Below are 22,262 nucleotides of genomic sequence, written 5' to 3'. Positions count from 1 at the left end.
TCATTTAGAGATTTTTTTTAACGCTTCCACAGCCAATAAACGGAAATAAGAAGCAGCTGGAAAAAGTGCCGTTTCATCTACTATAAACTTAGGGTGATGCAGGTCATACGGACCGCCTGAACCTATCATTACGAAAGCACCTGGTATTTTTTCTTGATAAAAAGCGAAGTCTTCCCCTATGGAGCTAGCTTCCAACGTTTTTGTCGTGTAACCTGCTGCGTCTCCAACCTGAAGCGCCAAATCTGCCCATTCAGGCGTATTATCAACGGATGGGGGGCCTGGATGCCATGACAATTCAATATTTGCATTGAATGTTTCACTTATACCGTGCAGGACTTGTTTCATCCGCTTGTGAATGAACTCTCGTTGAGTTTTACTGAAGGTGCGGACGGTTCCTTCCAAGTATGCACTATCTGGGATAACATTCCATGTTGAGCCACTATGAATTTGAGTGATGCTCAAAACCGCGGACTCTTTTGGGGCCACATTTCGGCTGATGATGGTTTGCAACGTTGAGATGATATGTCCTGTTATGATAATCGGGTCATTTCCCTCTTCCGGTTTGGCCGCATGTGAGCCAGTTGCTTTAACATGCACTTCAAAGCGATCGACTCCCGCTGTCAGCGCCCCATGTTTTGTCCCCAACTCACCAACTTGCAATGTCGGATCATTATGAAGGCCAAAAATCACATCCACATCATCCAACACACCGGTTTCCATTAAAGCACTTGCACCATGTCCCGTTTCCTCCGCAGGTTGAAATATCAAACGAATCGTTCCGAACAGATTACTTTCTTCTTTTTTCAATAAAAAAGCAGTCCCCAAAATGACAGAAGTGTGAAAATCATGACCACATGCATGCATCACGCCGTTACGCCTTGAAGGAAAGTCCACCTCAGATTGCTCCAAAATCGGTAAAGCATCAATATCGGAGCGAAGAGCTATCGTTGGTCCCGGCTTGCTGCCTTTTATCTCTGCTACGACACCAGTTTTCAATGGGAAATTAAGTATCTTAATATTTTGGGATTGGAGCGCTCCTTTAATTTTTTTAGTCGTTTCAAATTCTTGGTTTGATAATTCAGGTGTCATATGAAGATCACGTCTGAATTCCAATAGATAATTTTCCAATTCTACATTGCTTATAGTCACCGATTGCCCATCTCCTTAAAAATCCGAAAATTAAAGAACGAAAGCTAATATTCAAGCCATATCAAATAAACTAGTTGATAAACGAGTAAGGCATATGTTCTAATTTAAGTCACATCATAAGCATCATAACAATGAATTCCCCGAAACGGAAAGTGTTTATTTCGAATATTCAGCATTGACAATTTATTATCCAAGGTGCTACCATGTGAAGTAATTTACTATATTATAGTAACGTACCATTATAAAAAAGGATTACAGTCATATAGTAGAAAAGAAGTACAGACATACATACACATTGGTCGGAAGGAACCCTCTTCTAAACTGGAAGCGGGTTTTATTTTAATATTAATTCATAGTAAACCAGTAAGGATATACTATTATACATCCCCTTCTTTTAAAAGTGAAGACACAAAGGAGCATTTGACATATGAAAAAGAAAACAGTAAAACTTGGTGTATTTTTGGCCGGAACAGGACATCACGTTGCTTCATGGAGACATCCTAACGCCAATCCGAAAGCAAATATGAACATCGATTATTTTAAGGGGTTGGCGCAGACTGCCGAAAAAGGTTTATTTGATTTATTATTCTTGGCAGATAGTTTGTCAATTGCAAAGGACTCGCATCCCAATATCCTGACTCGATTCGAGCCATTGACCCTATTATCTTATCTAGCCTCGGCGACTTCCAATATTGGTTTGGTTTCAACGGCCTCCACCACCTACGAAGAACCCTTTAATGTTGCTAGAAAATTTGCTTCTTTAGACCATATTACCTCCGGCCGTGCTGGATGGAACGTAGTCACGACGTCCCTTGCCTCCACTGCAGTAAACTTCAATAAATCTGAACATTTAGAACATGGTCTCCGTTATAAAAGGGCGACTGAATTTGTTGAAGTTACCAAGAAATTGTGGGACTCATGGGAAGACGATACGTTGGTTATCGATAAAGAAACAGGCCAATTCATTGATGAAAGCAAGTTTCATGAAATCAATCATCAAGGTGAGTTTTTCTCTGTAAAAGGACCATTAAATATTTCCCGCTCACCTCAGGGACATCCGGTCATCGTACAAGCAGGCTCTTCTGGCGATGGGCAATTGCTTGCGGCAAAGCATGCAGAGATTGTCTTTACCGCCCAGGAGAACAAGGAGGACGCGGTTGCATTTTACCAAGAGTTAAAAGGTCATTTGGCCGCTTTTAACCGGTCGAAAAGCAGCTTGAGTATTATGCCAGGTTTGTTCCCGATTGTAGGGCAGACTGAGAAGGAAGCCCAAGAAAAGTACGAGGCATTGCAGGAGCTGATTATTCCCGAAATAGGATTGGCTGTTATGGGAAGGTATTTTGGAAATGTGGATTTTTCGAATATCCCTTTGGATACACCGTTTGCTGATATTTCGTTACCAGATAACGTAGACAGCATCCAAAGTAAATATGATTTGATCGTTAAACGGGCGACCAATGAAAATTTGACGTTACGTCAGACATATCAGTGGGTTGCTGGATCACGTGGACATCATATCGCAATTGGAACACCAACACAGATTGCGGATAAAATTGAAGATTGGGTGAATGGAAATGCCGCTGACGGCTTTAATATTATGCCAGCCCTCTTGCCTGATTCTTTAACGGATTTTGTTGAACTTGTTGTCCCTGAACTGCAATCAAAAGGAATTTTTCGTACGAAATATGAAAGTAACACATTACGAGGAAATCTTGGCCTGGATAAACCGGCCAATCAATATTCTCATAAGTTTTAACTCAAGGACAGAATCACCCGACCGAAAAAGAATTAACTAGATGGAGTATAGGAGGCCCAAGATGAGTCAAATATTTCGTGAAGTACGTGTAGAAGATGTGGATAAATTCCTTCATTTAACATTGGATGCTTATGCGAGTATAAGAGAGTTGGATATTCACTTCTCTGCGGCAACGGCCACGAGAGAGGAAGCAATTAAACACATATCCGAAAATAAGGTATATGTTCTGGAGGAAAATGGGACATTTATTTCCACCGTATCGATTCGGTTACCGTGGGGCCCCAATCCTGGCCCGCTCGTATTGCCGCACATAGGTTGGTTCGCTACAAACCCTGCATATAAGCGTCAAGGCATAGGGAAGAAAGTTCTGTCATGGCTCGAAGAGGAAATTTTGAAAAAGCAACTGAGAGCCCCCGCGGTTACGCTCGGAACCGCGGATAATCATCCATGGCTAAAGGAAATGTACGAAAAAAGTGGATTTGAAGAAATCGGGCAAAAAGATTTAGGCAAAGGTCATCTCACGATATATTTGAGGAAAATCTTACAGCCGGGACAATATCAGGCTTGGACTGAAAAACATAATCAAACCATTTAATAATTGGAGGATAATAACGATGAAAAAAATTCTTTCCCTTGGACTCTCTGTACTTTTCATATTAGTACTTGCAGCATGTGGCAATTCAAAACAAGAGAATACTGCCAATGATTCCGAACAAAAAACCATTAAAGTGGGGTCCACTGGCCAAAGCTATCCAAATGGTTATCAAGAGGATGGTAAGTTAATAGGTTTTGACGTAGAACTTACAGAACTCATCGCTGAGGATTTAGGATACAAGGTAGAGTGGGTCACTTCAGATTTCAGTGGGATAATGGGGCAATTGGGATCAGGTAAATTGGACACCGTTGCGAATGCCGTCGCCATAACAACAGAACGCCAAGAGCAATTTAATTTTACAGAGCCGTATAGTTATTATGGTGCACAAATTGTATCAAGCACCAAAAACAATGATATTAAAAGTTTGGCTGATCTTAAAGGCAAAACCGTTTCCGGTGTATTGGGGTCTAATAACGTCGCGAACCTAGAGAAATATGATAAAAACGGCGATATCAAAATACGAACCTATGAAACTCGGGATGGCGCAATGCAAGATGCCATTAATAACCGTGTAGATGGATATATCAATTCCCGCCCAATCCTAGTTGCGGAAATAAAGAAAAATGATCTTCCGTTAAAACTAGTTGGTGATCCAGTGGCCTATGAAAATGTAGGATTTCCATTTCCCAAAACAGAAAAAGGAAAAAAATTAAATGAAGAATTCACGACAGAAATAAAAAAGCTTAAAGAAGATGGTACATTAGCGAAGCTTTCCAATAAATATTTTGGTGAAGATATCACCACGAATTCCGGCGAATAAGCATAGCGGAGGTTTTAATGCATTATGAATTTTGATTTACAATATATGTTGGAAATTTCCCTGCAAATCGCAAAATTTATTCCGATCACTCTGGTTTTAGCCATCATATCGATGGTTTTAGCCATCATTATCGGACTTGTAGTAGCCTTAATAAGGAATAGCCATATTTTTGGAATCACCCATTTGGCAGGCTTATATATCTCTTTATTCCGAGGAATGCCAACGTTAGTACAATTATTCATCATTTATTATGGTTTACCACAGTTATTCCCGTCGTTGTCTACGATGGAGGCAATGACCGCGGCGATCATTGGATTTAGTTTGAAAGAATCCTCTTATTTAGCAGAAATTTTCCGTGCTGGATTGAATTCCGTGGACAAAGGGCAGATGGAAGCGGGCCTTGCAACTGGCATGAAAAGAGTGCAGATTTACTCGCGAATCATATTACCACAGGCTGCTTTAAATGCATTGCCAGCAACAGGGAATACATTTATATCTTTGATTAAAGAAACGTCCCTTGCCTTTACATTAGGAATTACGGAACTATTTGCAGAGGGAAAAATTATTGCATCCGCTAACATGCGCTTTTTCGAGACGTATTTGGTGGTTGGCTTGATTTACTGGCTATTGGTTATTCTTTATTCTTGGATACAAAAATACCTGGAAATTTGGCTCAGTAAACCACTTAGAAGGTGATCATATGATAAAAGTAAGGAACTTATCTAAATATTTTGATGATAAACAAGTATTGAACGATATTAACTTGGATATAAGAACCGGGGAAGTTGTCGCCATTATAGGCCCTTCAGGTTCTGGAAAATCAACATTATTACGCTGTCTTAACCTGTTGGAAAAGCCCAACAGCGGCACCATCGAAATCAAGGATGTAAAATTGGATACCCAAAAATACAAAGAGAGAGACGCGTACCAGCTAAGACAGCAAACAGCGATGGTATTCCAACACTATAACCTTTTTAAAAATAAAACGTCCTTAAAAAACGTAATTGAAGCTTTGCTTGTCAGCAAAAAGATGAAAAAAGAGGATGCCATTCAAATCGGCGTGGATTTATTGAAACGGGTTGGCTTGGAAAAACAAGCTAACCAATACCCCGCTACCTTATCTGGAGGACAACAGCAGCGCGTCAGTATCGCTAGAGCATTAGCTGTAAAACCACATGCCATTTTATTCGATGAACCTACCTCCGCTCTTGATCCCGAATTGGTTAATGAGGTTTTACAAGTAATAAGGGAGTTAGCGAAAGAGGAGACCACAATGGTGATCGTGACGCACGAAATGCAATTTGCGAAGGAAGTGGCTGACCATGTCATATTCATGGCAGACGGACATATTATCGAACAAGGCACCCCAGAACAAGTGATTGAGCATTCCCTTAATCCTCGAACCCAGCGTTTTTTACGGCAAATGGGAGATGAAACGGACGTATATGCCGGGCAAAAAAGGAAGTGAAGTGCATGAACACGGAAAGGTTATCTGAAATGATTTATCATTCCAATCCATTGGTAAATGAAGTGGTATTACAGGCTGCAATTGAAGGACTTCTTGATTATCTTGCTGTTTCCTATCAAACAAAATCAGAAAAGGAAATTTCGATTTTAAAGCAAATCATTGTGGAAGAAGGCGGAAACGGGACGAGTTACTTGGTTGGAAGCCACATACATGCGACAAGATCCCAAGCAGCACTCTTCAATGGCTTTCAGGCTCATTTACTAGATTATGATGATGTGCATTCAGATGTACGAGGTCATCCAAGCGCAGTCATTTTGTCTGCTTTGTTAGCAGTTGGAGAACCAGAAATGTCGGGGAAACGCTTTTTAGCCGCTTATGTGGTTGGTGTGGAAATCATGGCTCGGTTTGGAGAGACTATGAATCCCTATCATTATACAAACGGTTGGCATAATACAGCTACACTTGGCGTAATAGCTGCAGCTGGTGCGGTTGCTTATTTACGGGAATACTCACCACGCTTAATAGCTGAAACCATGAGTCTTGCTGCTACCCAATCGGCGGGTTTACGACTCCAATTCGGTACGGTGGTAAAACCGCTCCATGTGGGGATTGCTGCTAAAAACGCTGTGAATTCCGCAGATTGGATTCGGATGGGTTTACATAGCAACCCCGACTTTTTGAATGAGAAGAATGGTTTCTTTAAAGTATATGCAGAAAATGGAATTCTCGATTTGACGATGAATTGGGGAAAGACATGGCGAATCGTAACACCAGGATTATGGTTTAAACAGTATCCTTTTTGTTCTGCTGCGGCACATGGCGCTGAAGCAGCTGTTTTTTTACATAAAACGTACGATTTGTCGGAAGAAGATATTGGATCAGTGAGTGTTCGCTTTCCTCCAGATGGTGATTCCGCTTTGATTCACCATAACCCATCGACTGGTGAAGAAGGAAGATTTTCGATTGAGTATATTGTATGGCTCGCGCTTACAGGCAAACCGCTGACCTTTGCTTCTTTTGAATCGAAACCTATTCCCCATTCATGGAGAGAATCCTTTCAAAAAGTAAATAGAGTGACGGATGCAACGATCAAGCCTTCCAAAGCAGCACTACCAGTGGGACGATTTACAATTGTGACCGTGACCACAACGAATGGTGATGTACGATCGAAACGGATCGATACACCTAAAGGAAGTCCCGGAAATCCATTAACAAGCTCCCAGCTAATTGAAAAATTGCATAAAGCTGTAGGAGATGAAGTGAAGACGGAGAAAATACTAGCAGCTGTCCATGCACTGAATCATACATCCCTTGGTGTTCTTCAAGAATCTGACTATAGAAGCTGACTGATAGTAAATTAGGCGAACAGTATTTATATACTGCTCGCCTAATTTGTATACCATCAATCCTTGACTTCCCTCTTTCTTAGCAAGGTATCTTTACTCGTGAGTGCCGCATTTCCCACCACAAAAAAAGAAGCACCATTATGGCACTTCCGTTTTTAAAAATTAAGGCAATACCGTTGCGCCCATCAAGTAGCGGTCCACTTCTCGAGCTACTTCACGTCCTTCATTGATTGCCCAAACGATGAGGCTTTGCCCTCTCCTTGCATCCCCGGCAGCGAAAACCCCTTCGACATTCGTTCTGTATTCGCCATAAACGGCATCAATTTTTTGATTGACTGTTTCTACGCCAAATTGTGTTAATAGCGGCATTTCCGTTCCTTCAAATCCAATTGCGATGAAAACGAATTGTGCAGGCCATACTTTTTCAGTTCCTGGAACTTCCCTGAAGATGTACATTCCGTCATCGCCTTTGATTTTTTCCATTGAGATTGTGTGCAGTTCTTTAACGTTGCCATTTTCATCGGCTACGATTTTTTTTGTTTGGATGGAATATTGACGCGGATCTGCACCGAATTTCGCTTCCGCTTCTTCATAAGCATAATCAAGGGAAAATACATTCGGATAGGCTGGCCACATATTATCGGATGTACGGGCCGTCGGAAGGATTGGATGCTTCCCGAATTGTACGACGCTATTACATTCCTGGCGAAGGGCAGTCGCGACACAGTCAGCTCCTGTATCCCCGCCACCGATTACGATGACATCCTTCCCCTTAGTGTCTAAAAACTTGCCGTCTTCAAAATTGGAGTCCAACAGGCTTTTGGTCGAAGTCGTCAAGTAATCCATTGCAAGGTGAATGCCTGTTGCTTCACGTCCTTCAATTTTCAGGTCACGCTGCTTTTGGGCACCTGTGCAAAGGATGACTGCATCATATTGATCTTGCAGTTCTTCGGCTGAAATATCTTTGCCTACTTCTGTATTGGTAATGAAGTCGATGCCTTCCTGGGTCAATAATTTGATTCGGCGTGCAACGACATCCTTTTCAAGTTTCATGTTCGGAATGCCGTATGTCAACAGCCCGCCTGCACGGTCTGAGCGCTCATAAACCGTGACCGAATGACCTGCTTGATTCAACTGGTCGGCACTCGCCAATCCTGCCGGTCCTGAACCGATGATGGCAATTTTCTTGCCGGTCCTGCTTTCAGGGATACGAGGCGTGATCCAGCCATTTTCAAACCCTTTATCGATGATGGTCCGTTCAATGTTCTTGATGGTAACGGCAGGATCGCTTATCGCCACCGTACAAGACCCTTCACAAGGGGCCGGGCAGACGCGCCCGGTGAATTCAGGGAAATTATTCGTTTTCGATAAACGGTCCAATGCTTCTTTCCATCTGCCACGGTACACCAAATCATTCCACTCCGGGATCAGATTATGAATCGGACAGCCCGTTGTGACTCGGTTCAACTCCATGCCCATATGGCAGAAAGGAGTTGCGCAGTCCATACACCTGGCTCCCTGTGTACTTAACTTTTCATCAGAGAAAGGAGCTGTATATTCTCTCCAGTCGCTTAAACGAGTGAGAGGATTCCGGTCTTTTGGTTTTTCTCGCGGATAATCCATAAATCCTGTTGCTTTTCCCATCTTTCTCTCCCCTTCCTTATTGCATCACGGCTTGTTTAGTGATTTTTTTATTTTGAACGGCATTTGCTTGAAATGCACTCATGATCGCTTCTTCATCCGTTAACCCTGCACGCTTCTGCTCATTGATGCTTTTCATCATCCGTTTGTAATCTTTCGGAATGACTTTTACGAATTTCTTGGCAAAATCCTCCCAGTTCTCCAGTACATACGATGCTTTGGCACTCTCTGTATAATGAAGGTGGCTGTAAAGCATTTCTTTTACCTCGTTTGCATCATCCATATTTTCAAGCGTCTCGAATTCTATCATTTCACTATTGCATAATGCCTTGAATTCTTCTGCATCATCAGCAAGTACATAAGCGATCCCGCCTGACATGCCTGCCGCAAAGTTTTTGCCGACGTCGCCCAGGATGACCACGCGTCCGCCCGTCATATACTCACAGCCATGGTCTCCAATTCCTTCAACGACTACGTTGACTCCACTGTTCCGTACAGCAAATCGTTCTCCCGCACGGCCATTGATATAGGCCTCTCCGCTTGTTGCGCCGTATAAGGCGATATTTCCGGCAATTACATTGTCCCCGGCCTCAATCTGATTGCCAGCAGGTGCCGTGACAATGATCTTTCCGCCAGATAAGCCTTTTCCAACATAGTCATTGACATCACCTGTCAAATACATCGACATCCCTTTTGGAATGAACGCACCGAAGCTCTGACCCGCCGATCCCGTAAAACGAAGTGTGATCGTATCTTCAGGCAACCCATCTTCCCCATAGCGTTTGGATACTTCACTGCCGACAATCGTCCCTACCACACGGTTCACGTTTGTAATCGGGAAACTGACATCCACTTGGGTTTGATCATTTAAAGCAGGCTCCACAACTGGTAAAATCTCACGGATATCCAAGGATTCTTCAATTTTATGGTTTTGAGGAAGTTGATACGTACGTATCCCCTCCGGTTGGAAAAGAAGTGTCGTCAAGTCCAGATGCTTCGCTTTCCAATGGTTTTGTGCACGCTCGCTCACTTGTAATACATCAGTGCGACCGACCATTTCCTCCAGTGTTCTAAATCCAAGCTCAGCCATCGTTTCCCGCACTTCCTCAGCGATGAAGCGCATGAAATTCACAACATGATCCGGATCTCCAGTGAATTTGCTGCGAAGCTCAGGGTTTTGAGTAGCTACCCCGACTGGGCATGTATCCAAATGGCATGCGCGCATCATGACACAGCCAAGGACCACAAGCGGTGCTGTAGCAAAGCCGAATTCTTCCGCTCCAAGGATAGCTGCCATCACCACATCGCGTCCCGTCATTAACTTTCCATCCGTTTCAAGGACTACACGGCTGCGCAGGCCATTCAGCATCAATGTTTGGTGTGCTTCGGCAAGGCCCAGCTCCCAAGGAAGACCTGTATGTTTGATACTTGTTTTTGGTGATGCACCCGTACCGCCATCATACCCGCTGATAACGATGACATCCGCGGCTCCTTTGGCCACACCGGCTGCAATCGTGCCTACGCCTGCTTTTGACACAAGCTTGACGCTGATCCTGGCATCACGGTTCGCATTTTTCAAATCATGGATCAGCTGTGCGAGATCTTCAATCGAATAGATATCATGATGCGGAGGCGGTGAAATCAGGCCGACACCCGGTGTGGAACCACGGACCTCTGCGACCCAAGGATATACTTTGTTTCCGGGCAGCTGGCCGCCTTCACCCGGCTTTGCACCTTGTGCCATTTTGATTTGAAGTTCATCGGCATTAACAAGGTAATGGCTTTTCACTCCAAAACGGCCGGACGCAATTTGTTTGATTCCGCTACGGCGGTCATCTCCGTTTTCATCAAGTTGGTAACGGCTAGGATGCTCCCCGCCTTCACCACTATTGCTTTTTCCGCCTAAACGGTTCATCGCAATCGCCAATGTTTCATGTGCTTCCTGGCTCAATGAACCGAATGACATCGCACCCGTTTTGAATCGGCTAACGATGGATTCCACGGATTCCACTTCATCTATGGTAATGCTTTGGCGTGTTTGATCGAACGAGAATAAATTCCGTAAAAATCCAAGTCTCTCTTCATTCGCCAAGTTTGAATATTGCTTAAATAAATTATAATCGCCTTTCCGGCATGCCCATTGCAGTGTATGGATCGTTTTAGGATTGAAAGCATGATGTTCCCCTGTTTTTCTCCATTGAAAATCACTTCCGCTATCAAGAGTTTGATCAAGGGAGCCAGCTGCAGCTTTTCTATGGCGAATCAACGCTTCATCTGCGATCGTTACCAAATCGATCCCACTAAGCTGCGATGCCGTACCGCTGAAATAGCTTTCGATCACTTCAGCACCGATTCCGACCGCTTCGAAAATTTGTGCGCCGCGATAACTTTGAATCGTTGAAATCCCCATTTTCGACATCACTTTTACAATGCCTTCTGTCAACGATCGTACATATTTCCTTACCGTTTCTTCGTAGCTGGTGGCCAAACTGCCTTCCAATACCGCCTGCTTATATGTTTCATAAGCAAGGTACGGGTAAATCGCATCCACTCCATACCCGATTAGGGACGCATAATGATGGACTTCCCTTGCTTCCCCCGATTCAACGATAATGCTCACTTTCGTACGGTTCCCTTGACGGATCAGCTCTTGATGAAGGGCGCTCGCAGCCAGCAGGGAAGGAATCGCAGCTTTTTCTTTGCTCATATCCTTGTCAGATAATATCAAAAGGCTGACCCCATCAGCGATCGCTTGTTCCGCTTCACGGCAGATGCGATCAAGTTCGCTCTCCAAATCTTCTGAAAATAAAGTGTGGATGACTTTACTCCTGAATTCAGGATAGGCGTTTTCTTTCAACTGCTGCATTTGTCCTGGCGTCAAAACAGGTGAATCCAATTGGATGCGGCGGCTGTTCGTTTCATCCGGTTTCAGCAAATCTCCTTCCGCACCCAGAAATGTCATCGTTGACGTGACGATCTGTTCACGAAGCGAATCGATTGGCGGGTTTGTTACCTGTGCAAAGGATTGCTTGAAATAATTGAAAAGCGATTGCGGGCGATCTGATAGGACCGCTAATGGAATGTCATTCCCCATGCTGCCCAGTGGATCTTTGCCTTCGTTAATGACCGGCAGTAAATATTTTTGGACATCCTCATACGTGTATCCGAACGCTTTTTGCCTGAATAACAAATCACTCAATGGCTCCCCTTCGAGCACAGGTTCTTCATCACTTAAATGAACAAGCTGTTCGTCCAGCCATTGCTGGTAAGGATTTTCTTGAGCCATCTCCGACTTGATTTCTTCATCGGAAACAATACGGCCTTCCTCTAAATCTATTAAAAGCATCCTGCCTGGGCTTAAACGATCTTTATATAATACATTCTCCGGCTCCACATCGATCACGCCGACTTCAGAGGAGAAAATGATGTAATCATCCTTTGTCACATAATACCTTGCCGGCCTTAAACCATTTCGGTCCAGGATGGCACCGATTTGCTTGCCATTCGTAAAGGATATGGCCGTCGGACCATCCCATGGCTCCATGAGCATGCTATGATATTCGTAAAATGCCTTCTTTTCCTTCGTCATATGCGGATTTTCCGTCCATGGTTCAGGAATGAGCATCATCGCCGCATGCGCGGGTTTACGACCGGCAAGCACGAAGAATTCCAGTGCATTATCAAGAATCGAGGAATCACTGCCGTCTATATCCAGAATAGGCAGGACCTTTTGCAGGTCATCCCCGAATGCTTCAGAAACAAACTGCTGCTCACGAGCTTTCATCCAATTCACATTACCTCTAAGCGTATTGATTTCGCCATTATGGATCAGGTAACGGTTTGGATGTGCCCGCTCCCAACTAGGAAAAGTATTCGTGCTGAAGCGGGAATGCACTAAAGCGAAAGCCGAAACGAAAGACTCCTGTTGAAGGTCAAGATAAAAAGCATCCACCTGCTCTGGCGTCAACAATCCTTTGTATACGATCGTAGCACTTGATAGGCTGGCAAAATAAAAACGATTGCCGCGTTCACGAGCCCAGTTTTCAGCTTGTTTTCTGATAATGAACAATTTACGCTCAAAAGCTAAATCATCGGTCATCTCATCGCTGGCCCCGATGAATACTTGGCGGATCGTCGGACATGTCTCCTTACCGACCTCGCCGATTTTCGTTGCATCAACAGGAACCGTTCTCCAGCCTAATAACGTTTGGCCCTCTTGTTCGATAAATGCATTCAAACGAGCTTCGATTTCATTCCGTTCATCATTGTTGTTAGAGAAAAAGAGCATGCCTACACCATAGCGTCCTTTTGCCGGCAAGTTCATATCCGGGCATGCCAGCCTGAAATATTCATCAGGAATCTGCACCATTAACCCTGCACCATCTCCTGTAAGGGGATCGCTGCCCTGTCCGCCGCGATGATCTAATTGGCACAGCATATTCAGTCCTTGTTTGACGATGTCATGTGTAGCAAGCCCTTTTAAATGAGCGTATAAACCGATCCCACATGCATCATGTTCAAATTCAGGATGGTAGAGCCCTTGTGCTTTTGGTATTTGATTGTATGTCATATTAATCGCCCCCATCGTATTCTTACACCGTTATGTCACTTACATTTATTCTAGGTTTTCAAATCGATATAAACAATATATAATTCTATTAGAATCTATCTCAATTTGAGATGAATGGCAGGAGGATGAATAAATGGAACTACGACAATTACGTTATTTTGTTGAGGTCGCCGAGAGAGAACACGTCTCTGAAGCCGCAGAGCACCTGCATATCGCACAATCCGCAATCAGCCGGCAAATTTCCAGACTGGAAGATGAGCTTGGCGTACTTTTATTCGAGAAAATCGGCCGGAATATCCAGTTAACCCCAATCGGTAAAATTTTCTTAATCCATGCCAAAACGGCGATACAGGCGATAGAATATGCCAAATATCAAATCGAGGAGTTTTTGGATCCTGAACACGGAAGCATTAAAATCGGATTCCCGACCAGCCTTTCCACCCATTTACTGCCTACCGTCATTTCCGCTTTTAAAGATGAGCAGCCGAATATCGGCTTCCACTTAAGGCAGGGATCTTATTCCTCTTTAAAGGAAGCTGTCAAAAATCGCGAAATCGGATTAGCCTTCCTTGGACCGATTCCGACAAACGATCCAGATATCGAAGGTCATATCCTGTTCACGGAAAACATTTCCGCTTTACTGCCCATAACTCACCCATTAGCTGAAAGGCAGAGTCTGCGTCTAAGTGACTTACGAAATGATCCCTTCGTCTTGTTTCCAAAAGGATACATCTTTCACACTATCGCTCTCGAAGCATGCAAAGCAGCCGGTTTCGCACCGAACATCGCCTCGGAAGGTGAAGACATGGACTCCATAAAAGGGCTCGTATCGGCCGGAATCGGAGTCAGCCTGCTCCCTGACAGTACCTTTTATGAAGTCATTCCAAGACTGACTGTCAAAATTCCGATCGATACCCCCGAAGTCAAGCGGACTGTCGGCATCATCACCCCAAAAAATAGGGACTTGGCTCCATCAGAAAAACTTTTTTACCAATTTGCTAAAAAGTTCTTCTCTGTTCTCGAACAATATCAATAAAACTTGGATCCTTCTAAGCTGTGAATGTGGGTCTGAGACAGGACAAGCTCTTCCCATGAATATTTCACTAGACAACTTACCTATAGCCCACTATTCGAATAACGTATCAAGATTATTCGTTCAGGAGGAATTTAAATGCAACCCACCCATTCACACCTTGCTTGGCATGAAACACTCGAGCTTCATGAGTTGGTCGCCGACCAGTCCAATGCCCTTATGAAATTTAAAAAAGCTTATCCAAAAATAAAAGATCCAATTCTAAAAACGATCTATAGACAAACGATCGATACCCTTACCCAGAACATCATGGAGCTGCTGCAATTTTACCCATTGGCGCCTAAGGTGGGCAGGGATGACGATGTATTAAGGGATGACGCATCGGCCGCTGCTGCCGGGGAATTGCTCGGTTTTGCCAAATCATCCATCAAAAGTTATGCACTTGCCATTACTGAAACAGCCACCCCTTCTCTTCGAAAGGTATTTAAGAAACACTTAAATGGAGCCATCGATACCCATGCCAAGATTTTCAACTACCTTTATGAAAGAAACCTCTATCCTGCTTACGACTTGAACCAATTGCTTCAAAATGACGTCGATGGTGCCAATAAGGCTCTTTCCCAACCATTCTAAATGCAACGAAAAGGCAAGCGGACGATTGCTTGCCTTTTTGCCGCGTCCCGATTCTGGTTTTCATTAGAATGATATAATATATAAGATTTGGTTTTACTTAGTCTGCAAGTATTAAAGAGGTGAAAATCATGAAAAAGATCTTTTTATCCATCACCCTATCCCTGCTCTCACTTTTTTTAGTGGCCTGCAAGGCTAATGATCAAAAATCCGAGAATAACCTTTCAGTTCCTGAGCTGACAGCAAGGGAAAAGTCCATCCTGGAGAATACAGCTGAACATTCCTTTCTTATCGATTTCAATGTTGATGATACATACAAGGAGATGTCCGTCTGGGTCGAGAAATATGAATTTGGTAAACTAGTTGAGGATGAAAAAGGACGCATGACAACTGGGGTTGAAAAGAATGGGACGATCATCTTCACCACATCCAAAACGGATGGGGGACAAGATCAATCGATGTTCAATATCAGCATTCAAAACGATGATGGTACGGACACTGTCACATATCCTGAAACCATTGATGAAATGGATTCCAGCGTATGGGGCAGTGCTGGCCAACTCAATATAAACAGGACAAGCAAGCTTGCATTGGCGAGTATATGCTATTCAAGCGGAAATGAAGGCATACGTTCACTTTCCACTGACTTTTATGGTGATATGGATGGCCATATGGACGAGTTGAAGGGATACGATGTTGTCTACCTCCTGAGAAGTGAATTCACTAAATGAGCTGACAAATGCAGGGGCAAGTTTGTTTTTAGCACGCTAACGAACGCTATGATTTCAAGAAAATAAATGAGGCATTTAAATCAAGACTTATGTTACTAAAGAAAGACCAGTCACCGGTCAAACAAAGCCGCACAAAAAGGCCGTTTAACATGTAAGTTAAACGGCCTTCCCCCTTATTGCTATTTAGATTTTTTAACCGTTACTTTTGTTGCTTTTCCTGTATTGCCTGCTTTATCTTTTGCTGAAACGTACAATGCGGACCCTGCTTTTTTCTTGCTGATTTTGATGGAGAAGTTCCCCTTACTATCAGCTTTTGCCGTTCCGATGTTTTTATTGTTGGCCTTTACGATAACGGTTGAACCGATTTCCGCTTTTCCAGTTACTTTTGTTGCTTTGTCGTTAACTTCATTCACTTTCGGTGCACTTGGAGCAGTTTTATCTTTAACCATTACTTTTGCTGCTTTTCCTGTATTGCCCGCTTTATCTTTTGCTGAAACATACAATGCGGACCCTGCCTTTTTCTTGCTGATTTTGATGGAGAAGTTCCCCTTACTATCAGCTTTTGCCGTTCCGATGTTTTTATTGTTGGCCTTTACGGTAACGGTTGAACCGATTTCCGCTTTTCCAGTTACTGAAGTAGCTTTATCGCTTACTTCATTCACTTTCGGGGCATCCGGTGCTGTTTTATCGAGAACAGTCACGCTTGCCGCCTTGCTTTCACGTTTTGCTAAGTCTGTAGCTGTTACTGAAAGTTTAGTGTCAGCCTTTTGCTTGCTGATTTTCACTTTGAAATTCCCTTTACTGTCCGTGTTACCTGAACCAATCACCTTTTTTGCGCTATTTTTGACCGTGATTTTCATGTCTGCTTGTGATTGACCCGTTACATACGTATCTTTGTCACTTAAAGCTTTTACAGTTGGCTTGTTAGGGGCTGCCCCCTTATTCACGTATACTTTGATTGAAGATGCTGCCAGTTTGGAAGAATCAGAGATATTCACAGTAAGCAGCTGCTCAGCTTTTTGGACCGGAATGTTAACGGTAAACGTTCCATTAGCTGCCGCCGTTCCTTTACCAAGCGTTTTGTTTCCGCTTTTCACTTCGATTACTGAACCTTTTTTAGCTGAACCAGTCAGTTTTGTTTGCGTATCCATCACAAGATTGACTTTAGCTTGTAAATCCACTGCACTAAGTGCGCTGAACGCATTCAGCCTTCCATATCCAGATACTAAATCTTTTCCGACAGGCAGTTCTTCTTCCGATATAATGATTTCCCCATCTTCTGATTGATAGTCCTCATAAGGGTATGCATTATCTTCCTCCTCAAAAGCAACATATTCCGATGTCTCATGAAGGATTTCCCTTACTTCATTCACTTTCAACCCAGGGTTTCCGGATAATAACAAGGCTGTAGCTGCTGCAACATGCGGAGCTGCCATTGATGTACCATCCATGTAGGTAACATTCCCATTAGGCACAAGGCTCGGGATGCCTGTCCCTGGAGCGACCAGGTCCAATTTCGATCCATAATTGGAATAATCGGATACTAAATCAAGCGCATTGGTTGCTCCGACGGATATCGCGTATTTAGAAGATGCAGGATAAGATAGACCGTCCATTCCATCATTACCGCTTGCTACGACAACCATTACATTCTTGGCAGCGGCATGTTTCAGGGCATATTCAATCGTCCTGCTATATTCTCCGCCCAAGCTAAGGTTAATGACCTTTGCACCATGATCCACGGCATATTTAATGCCTAGTGCAATTTTCTCATTGTCTCCATATCCTGAAGAGTCCAAGACCTTCACAGGCATGATTTTAGCTACTGGATTAATCCCTTGCATGGAATAGCCATTATCTGCTTTGGCAGCGATGATTCCGGATACATGTGTACCATGGCCATTGTCATCGATTGCTTTTTCTTTCTTATCGATGAAATTCTTGCCTGACTCCATTTCAACGACACTCTGTAGATCCGCCAGTGAATCATCGACACCTGTGTCGATAACCGCTACCAATGTATTTTTTAAATTACGTTTCTTAATTAGGTTCTGCAGTTTTTCGTTATCGATGTCCGCTCCCTTTATGCCTTCTTCCCCACCGGCGTTATCTAAAGACCATTGATACGGTGATTGAATGTCGGCAGAAAATGCTTTGTACGTTTTTACCGCTTCGATATATTCCACTTCTGGAAGTTTTTCGATATTGGATAGAGCTGCTGTGCTCATTTTGGCTTGGTTCTTTAACTCTACGACATACATATCATCATACAGAACCTCTTGTTGCTTAGGTGTCGATAATGTTCCATATCCTTTTCCACTTACCTTGGATTGGACAGCGCTTAATGACTTTCCAGGTTTAAGTTTGACGATATATTTGTTCTTCATATTTTTCGAAGCCGGAAGTTCGATTCCCGCTTTGCTTGCGATATCGACGATTCTTTCACCTGCAAGCTTATCAAGATTGATTTTCTTTGCTATGGCTTCCATATCCTTTTTCAATCCAGCCGGTGCGACGTCTGCCGACTTTTTGAATAAGGCCTTAATCGCTTCTTGCTGCTTGTTGCTGATGACTGCCGTACTGCTTGCTCCATTTTCATTAAGATCCTCAATAAGGGGCTTAATCGCTACTAAGTGATTATAGACGGCTTCCCTCGCCGTTTTATTACCCGCAAGGTGAAGGGCCAGGAATGGCGAAGCCTTATAGTATAAAGAGGAAAGGGTGCGTCCCTCAGACGACTTCGTGAGGACTTCATCTCTAAACACGCGGAGTGTTTTCAACATGGATTCTCCCGTTTTCTTATCGTTTACACTCACTTCAACCGGGCATGATTCGAGGCCCTCCCCTTCGTCACCGGCAGATGGCGGCAATGTCACTGAATGAGCATTGATGGAGTATTCAGCTACATTTTCCGCATCCAGGATGGGATTTCCCTCATCATCCGTATCGCCGAAATATTCAACTTTAACATAATATGCGCCTTCCCAAGCATATGGGAAATCTACTACAGCTTTTTCATCAGGATAAGAAGAGACAAAATAATTGCTCTCATCTTTTTCTGCTTTTTCTTTATCTTGATATACGGAGATATTCAAGATTTTGTCCGAATTGACTTCGAACTCAATGTGGGAGAACTTTTGTATTTCTTCTGTTGTGGGACTGATTTGGTACCATTGAACATCCGGTTTTTCAAACTTTCCGTCCAGGGTGTCCCCATTTTTAATTGTTTTTACATTTTCAATGGGTTTTACAGCTGCAGCTTGAGAATTTAGTGGAACCATCAAGCTGAAAACCAGCGTAAAAATTAGTACACACGCCGTAATTCGACTCACATTCTTAAATTTCACGGTTTTCCCTCCAATAATTGGTTAAAAAATAACAGTACTATACCAAACTATCATACTGTAAAATTTTATCAACCAATTTTTTCCCTTTTTAATGTCAACTGCTTGATTTATTTGGCCATCAAGCCGAAAAATGATTCCCATGTACCAATTAAGCAAGGTATTGGAGTTCCGATGACGCTATTCATGCCAACATTCGCTAGATTCGTGTTAATAGAATTAAATCGGTGAAAATCCTAATATGACCTATTTCCTATGGTCAGCCAATGACACGAAAAAAAGCTGTCCCAGCAGGAAAAATATGCGGGACAGCTTCCAATCATTTTTATTTAGTTTGCGACGATATTGACTAATTTGCCTGGAACGGCAATCACTTTACGAATGGTCTTCCCATCGATTTGTTCTTTGATGGAATCATCACCCATCGCGATTTCTTCCAGTTTTTCTTTCGTAGTGTCAGTCGGCACCATTAATTTCGCTTTGACTTTTCCATTGATTTGGATGACGATTTCGACTTCATTATCCACTAACTTCGCTTCGTCGAAAGCCGGCCATGTTCCGTACGTGATGCTCTCGGAATGGCCAAGTTTAGACCAAAGTTCCTCAGCGATATGCGGTGCAACTGGTGCAAGCAGCTTTACGAAGCCTTCGATATACACCTTAGGGAGTAAATCCGCTTTATAAGCATCATTAATGAATACCATCAATTGTGAAATCGCCGTATTGAATTTCAATTCCTCATAGTTCTCGGTCACTTTTTTAACCGTTTGATGATAAACTTTTTCGAGCTTGCCCGTATCATCCGTCTCTGTCATCTTATCTGTGATCACACCGTCATCGCTGACTAATAAACGCCAGATGCGGTCAAGGAATCTGCGGGATCCGTCCAATCCGTTTGTGGACCAGGCAATCGAAGCATCCAATGGTCCCATGAACATTTCGTACATGCGAAGTGTATCGGCACCATGGCTTTCGACGATATCATCCGGATTCACGACATTCCCTTTGGATTTACTCATCTTTTCATTATTCTCGCCAAGGATCATCCCTTGGTTAAATAGGTTTTGGAATGGTTCCTTCGTTGGCACGACACCGATATCGTACAGGAATTTATGCCAGAAACGAGCGTAAAGCAAGTGAAGCACTGCATGCTCAGCGCCGCCAATATAAATGTCGACCGGCATCCATTCTTTTAATTTTTCAGGATCTGCAAGTGCTTCCTTGTTGTCAGGATCAATATAACGAAGGAAGTACCAGCTGCTTCCTGCCCACTGTGGCATCGTGTTTGTCTCACGGCGCCCTTTCCGTCCGCTTTCATCCGTCACATTCACCCATTCCGATATGTTCGCAAGTGGTGATTCGCCTGTACCTGAAGGCTTGATGTCCGTAGCTTTCGGTAAAATCAATGGAAGGTCTTCTTCCTTCACTGGTGACATCGTGCCGTCTTCCCAATGGATGATCGGAATCGGTTCACCCCAATAACGCTGACGGCTGAATAACCAGTCACGAAGGCGATATGTTATTTTCCTCGTGCCGATTTCTTTTTCTTCCAGCCATTTGATCATCGTCGAAATGGCATCTTCCTTATTCAACCCATCCAGGAATTCGGAATTCACATGAAGTCCATCACCTGTATATGCTTCACTTGTCACATCTCCGCCAGCTACGACTTCCTTGATCGGCAAGTCGAACTTGACTGCAAATTCATAATCACGCTCATCATGGGCAGGAACGGCCATGATTGCTCCTGTTCCGTAGCTGATCAACACATAATCGGCAATCCAGATCGGCATTTTTTCGCCGTTTACCGGGTTAATGGCATAAGCCCCTGTGAACACGCCCGATTTATCCTTGGCCAAGTCTGTTCTTTCCAAATCGCTTTTATGTTTCACTTCATCTAAATAGGCTTCAACTGCCGCCCTTTGATCAGCCGTCGTAATATTATCGACAAAGTGATGTTCAGGTGCCAATACGGCATATGTCGCACCGAATAACGTATCCGGACGAGTCGTGAACACCGTGAATGATTCATCAAAGCCATCGATATTGAATGTAACCTCCGCTCCCTCGGAACGGCCAATCCAGTTACGCTGCATATCTTTGATGTTTTCCGGCCAATCCACATCATTCAGATCATCGATTAAGCGGTCTGCATATGCCGTGATACGAAGCATCCACTGTTTCATCGGGCGGCGCTCAACCGGATGGCCCCCACGCTCACTTTTCCCATCGATGACTTCTTCGTTAGCCAATACCGTGCCAAGTGCCGGACACCAGTTTACGGCCACTTCATCAATATACGCAAGGCCCTTTTCATATAATTTCAAGAAGATCCATTGCGTCCATTTGTAATAGTCGGGATCTGTCGTGTTTATTTCACGATCCCAGTCATAAGAAAAACCAAGGGCTTTGATTTGGCGGCGGAACGTGTTGATGTTATGCTCCGTGAATTCAGCTGGATCATTTCCCGTATCGATCGCATATTGCTCTGCCGGAAGTCCAAAAGCATCCCAGCCGATCGGATGCAATACATTATACCCCTGCGCCCGTTTCATCCGTGCTAGGATATCGCTTGCCGTATAACCTTCCGGATGCCCTACATGAAGACCCGCACCTGAAGGATATGGGAACATATCCAGCGCGTAGAATTTACGTTTGCCGCTTTCTTCACCCGTTTTAAATGTCTTATTGCCTTCCCAATACTTTTGCCATTTCGTTTCTATGCTTCTATGGTCAAAACTCATTTGATTTCCTCCTAATTTCCGTATAAAAAACAATCAAAAAAACCCCTCATCCCAAAATAGGGACGAGAGGATTATGTATATCTTCCCGCGGTACCACCCACATTGGCGATAGCTAACATCCGCCCAGCTTAAAACATCCGTAACATGGATTAAAACGCCAGGCATTACTTTTCATCTTCACACCCGGGACTCCAAGGCGAGTTCACGACCATCCCAGGTTGACTTGCACCATCCGTCAACTCTCTTTACTGGTTTAAACCGCTACTATTCCTCATCATAGTCTTTATGAGAATATTGCATTTTATTTCATTCTAGTCAATTTCACGGATAATTGCAATAGCCGTACAAAAACATTATCGACAGGTTTTTCATTATATATGCGAATTCAAGAAAATTCGTGCAAAAAAAGGGAGCTATGCATACATAGCTCCCTTC

General features: G+C 43.5%; 14 protein-coding genes and 1 other annotated feature. Of the genes, 9 read left to right on the top strand and 5 right to left on the bottom strand.

Annotation, left to right across the window (positions count from 1 at the left end; genetic code table 11):
* Positions 1-1,143 (bottom strand): amidohydrolase, encoded by a 1,143-nt coding sequence (locus IOC57_RS18305; protein ID WP_396020858.1) that lies wholly within the window; start codon positions 1,141-1,143, stop codon positions 1-3.
* Between the two features lie 433 nt (positions 1,144-1,576).
* On the opposite strand from IOC57_RS18305, the gene IOC57_RS18300 reads away from it, so the two are divergent.
* From IOC57_RS18300 to IOC57_RS18275, 6 genes are all read left to right on the top strand, one after another.
* Complete coding sequence (locus IOC57_RS18300; protein WP_207440028.1) at positions 1,577-2,905, top strand: LLM class flavin-dependent oxidoreductase; 1,329 nt, start codon at positions 1,577-1,579, stop codon at positions 2,903-2,905.
* Positions 2,906-2,966: 61 nt separating this feature from the next.
* Positions 2,967-3,500 (top strand): GNAT family N-acetyltransferase, encoded by a 534-nt coding sequence (locus IOC57_RS18295; RefSeq protein ID WP_207440027.1) that lies wholly within the window; start codon positions 2,967-2,969, stop codon positions 3,498-3,500.
* 19 nt (positions 3,501-3,519) lie between these two features.
* Positions 3,520-4,320: an amino acid ABC transporter substrate-binding protein gene (locus IOC57_RS18290; RefSeq protein WP_207440026.1), complete on the top strand. Its 801-nt coding sequence runs from the start codon at positions 3,520-3,522 to the stop codon at positions 4,318-4,320.
* 24 nt (positions 4,321-4,344) lie between these two features.
* Complete coding sequence (locus tag IOC57_RS18285) at positions 4,345-5,016, top strand: amino acid ABC transporter permease (RefSeq protein ID WP_207440025.1); 672 nt, start codon at positions 4,345-4,347, stop codon at positions 5,014-5,016.
* A gap of 4 nt (positions 5,017-5,020) precedes the next feature.
* Positions 5,021-5,788, top strand: coding sequence for an amino acid ABC transporter ATP-binding protein (locus IOC57_RS18280; protein WP_207440024.1), 768 nt, complete (start codon positions 5,021-5,023; stop codon positions 5,786-5,788).
* Positions 5,789-5,793: 5 nt separating this feature from the next.
* Positions 5,794-7,134, top strand: coding sequence for an MmgE/PrpD family protein (locus IOC57_RS18275; RefSeq protein WP_207440023.1), 1,341 nt, complete (start codon positions 5,794-5,796; stop codon positions 7,132-7,134).
* A gap of 162 nt (positions 7,135-7,296) precedes the next feature.
* Here IOC57_RS18275 and IOC57_RS18270 read toward each other — a convergent pair whose 3' ends face one another.
* A complete protein-coding gene (locus IOC57_RS18270) occupies positions 7,297-8,778 on the bottom strand; it encodes a glutamate synthase subunit beta (protein ID WP_207440022.1) in 1,482 nt (493 codons plus the stop codon).
* Between the two features lie 16 nt (positions 8,779-8,794).
* On the bottom strand, positions 8,795-13,345 hold the full coding sequence (gltB, locus tag IOC57_RS18265) for a glutamate synthase large subunit (RefSeq protein ID WP_207440021.1): 4,551 nt from the start codon (positions 13,343-13,345) through the stop codon (positions 8,795-8,797).
* Between the two features lie 133 nt (positions 13,346-13,478).
* Here gltB and gltC point away from each other — a divergent pair, with 133 nt between their 5' ends.
* The 3 genes from gltC to IOC57_RS18250 all read left to right on the top strand — a co-directional run bounded on the left by gltC (position 13,479) and on the right by IOC57_RS18250 (position 15,739).
* A complete protein-coding gene (gene gltC, locus IOC57_RS18260; RefSeq protein ID WP_207440020.1) occupies positions 13,479-14,381 on the top strand; it encodes a glutamate biosynthesis transcriptional regulator GltC in 903 nt (300 codons plus the stop codon).
* Between the two features lie 135 nt (positions 14,382-14,516).
* Positions 14,517-15,011, top strand: a complete 495-nt coding sequence (locus tag IOC57_RS18255; RefSeq protein ID WP_207440019.1) for a spore coat protein — start codon at positions 14,517-14,519, stop codon at positions 15,009-15,011.
* A gap of 128 nt (positions 15,012-15,139) precedes the next feature.
* On the top strand, positions 15,140-15,739 hold the full coding sequence (locus IOC57_RS18250; protein ID WP_207440018.1) for a hypothetical protein: 600 nt from the start codon (positions 15,140-15,142) through the stop codon (positions 15,737-15,739).
* A 179-nt stretch (positions 15,740-15,918) separates the two neighbouring features.
* Here IOC57_RS18250 and IOC57_RS18245 read toward each other — a convergent pair whose 3' ends face one another.
* Together IOC57_RS18245 and leuS are read right to left on the bottom strand one after the other, a co-directional pair.
* Positions 15,919-19,086 carry an Ig-like domain-containing protein gene (locus tag IOC57_RS18245; RefSeq protein ID WP_309487732.1) on the bottom strand — a complete coding sequence of 1,056 codons (3,168 nt, stop codon included), beginning with the start codon at positions 19,084-19,086 and terminating at the stop codon, positions 15,919-15,921.
* A gap of 326 nt (positions 19,087-19,412) precedes the next feature.
* Positions 19,413-21,827 carry a leucine--tRNA ligase gene (leuS, locus tag IOC57_RS18240; protein ID WP_207440017.1) on the bottom strand — a complete coding sequence of 805 codons (2,415 nt, stop codon included), beginning with the start codon at positions 21,825-21,827 and terminating at the stop codon, positions 19,413-19,415.
* Positions 21,828-21,882: 55 nt separating this feature from the next.
* Positions 21,883-22,114, bottom strand: a binding site (T-box leader).
* Positions 22,115-22,262 lie beyond the last annotated feature (148 nt).

Source organism: Bacillus sp. SD075 (assembly GCF_017355165.1).
GTDB lineage: Bacteria > Bacillota > Bacilli > Bacillales > DSM-1321 > Peribacillus.
The sequence above is the reverse complement of the archived record's forward strand: the minus strand, read 5'-3'. Positions and strand labels throughout refer to the sequence as shown.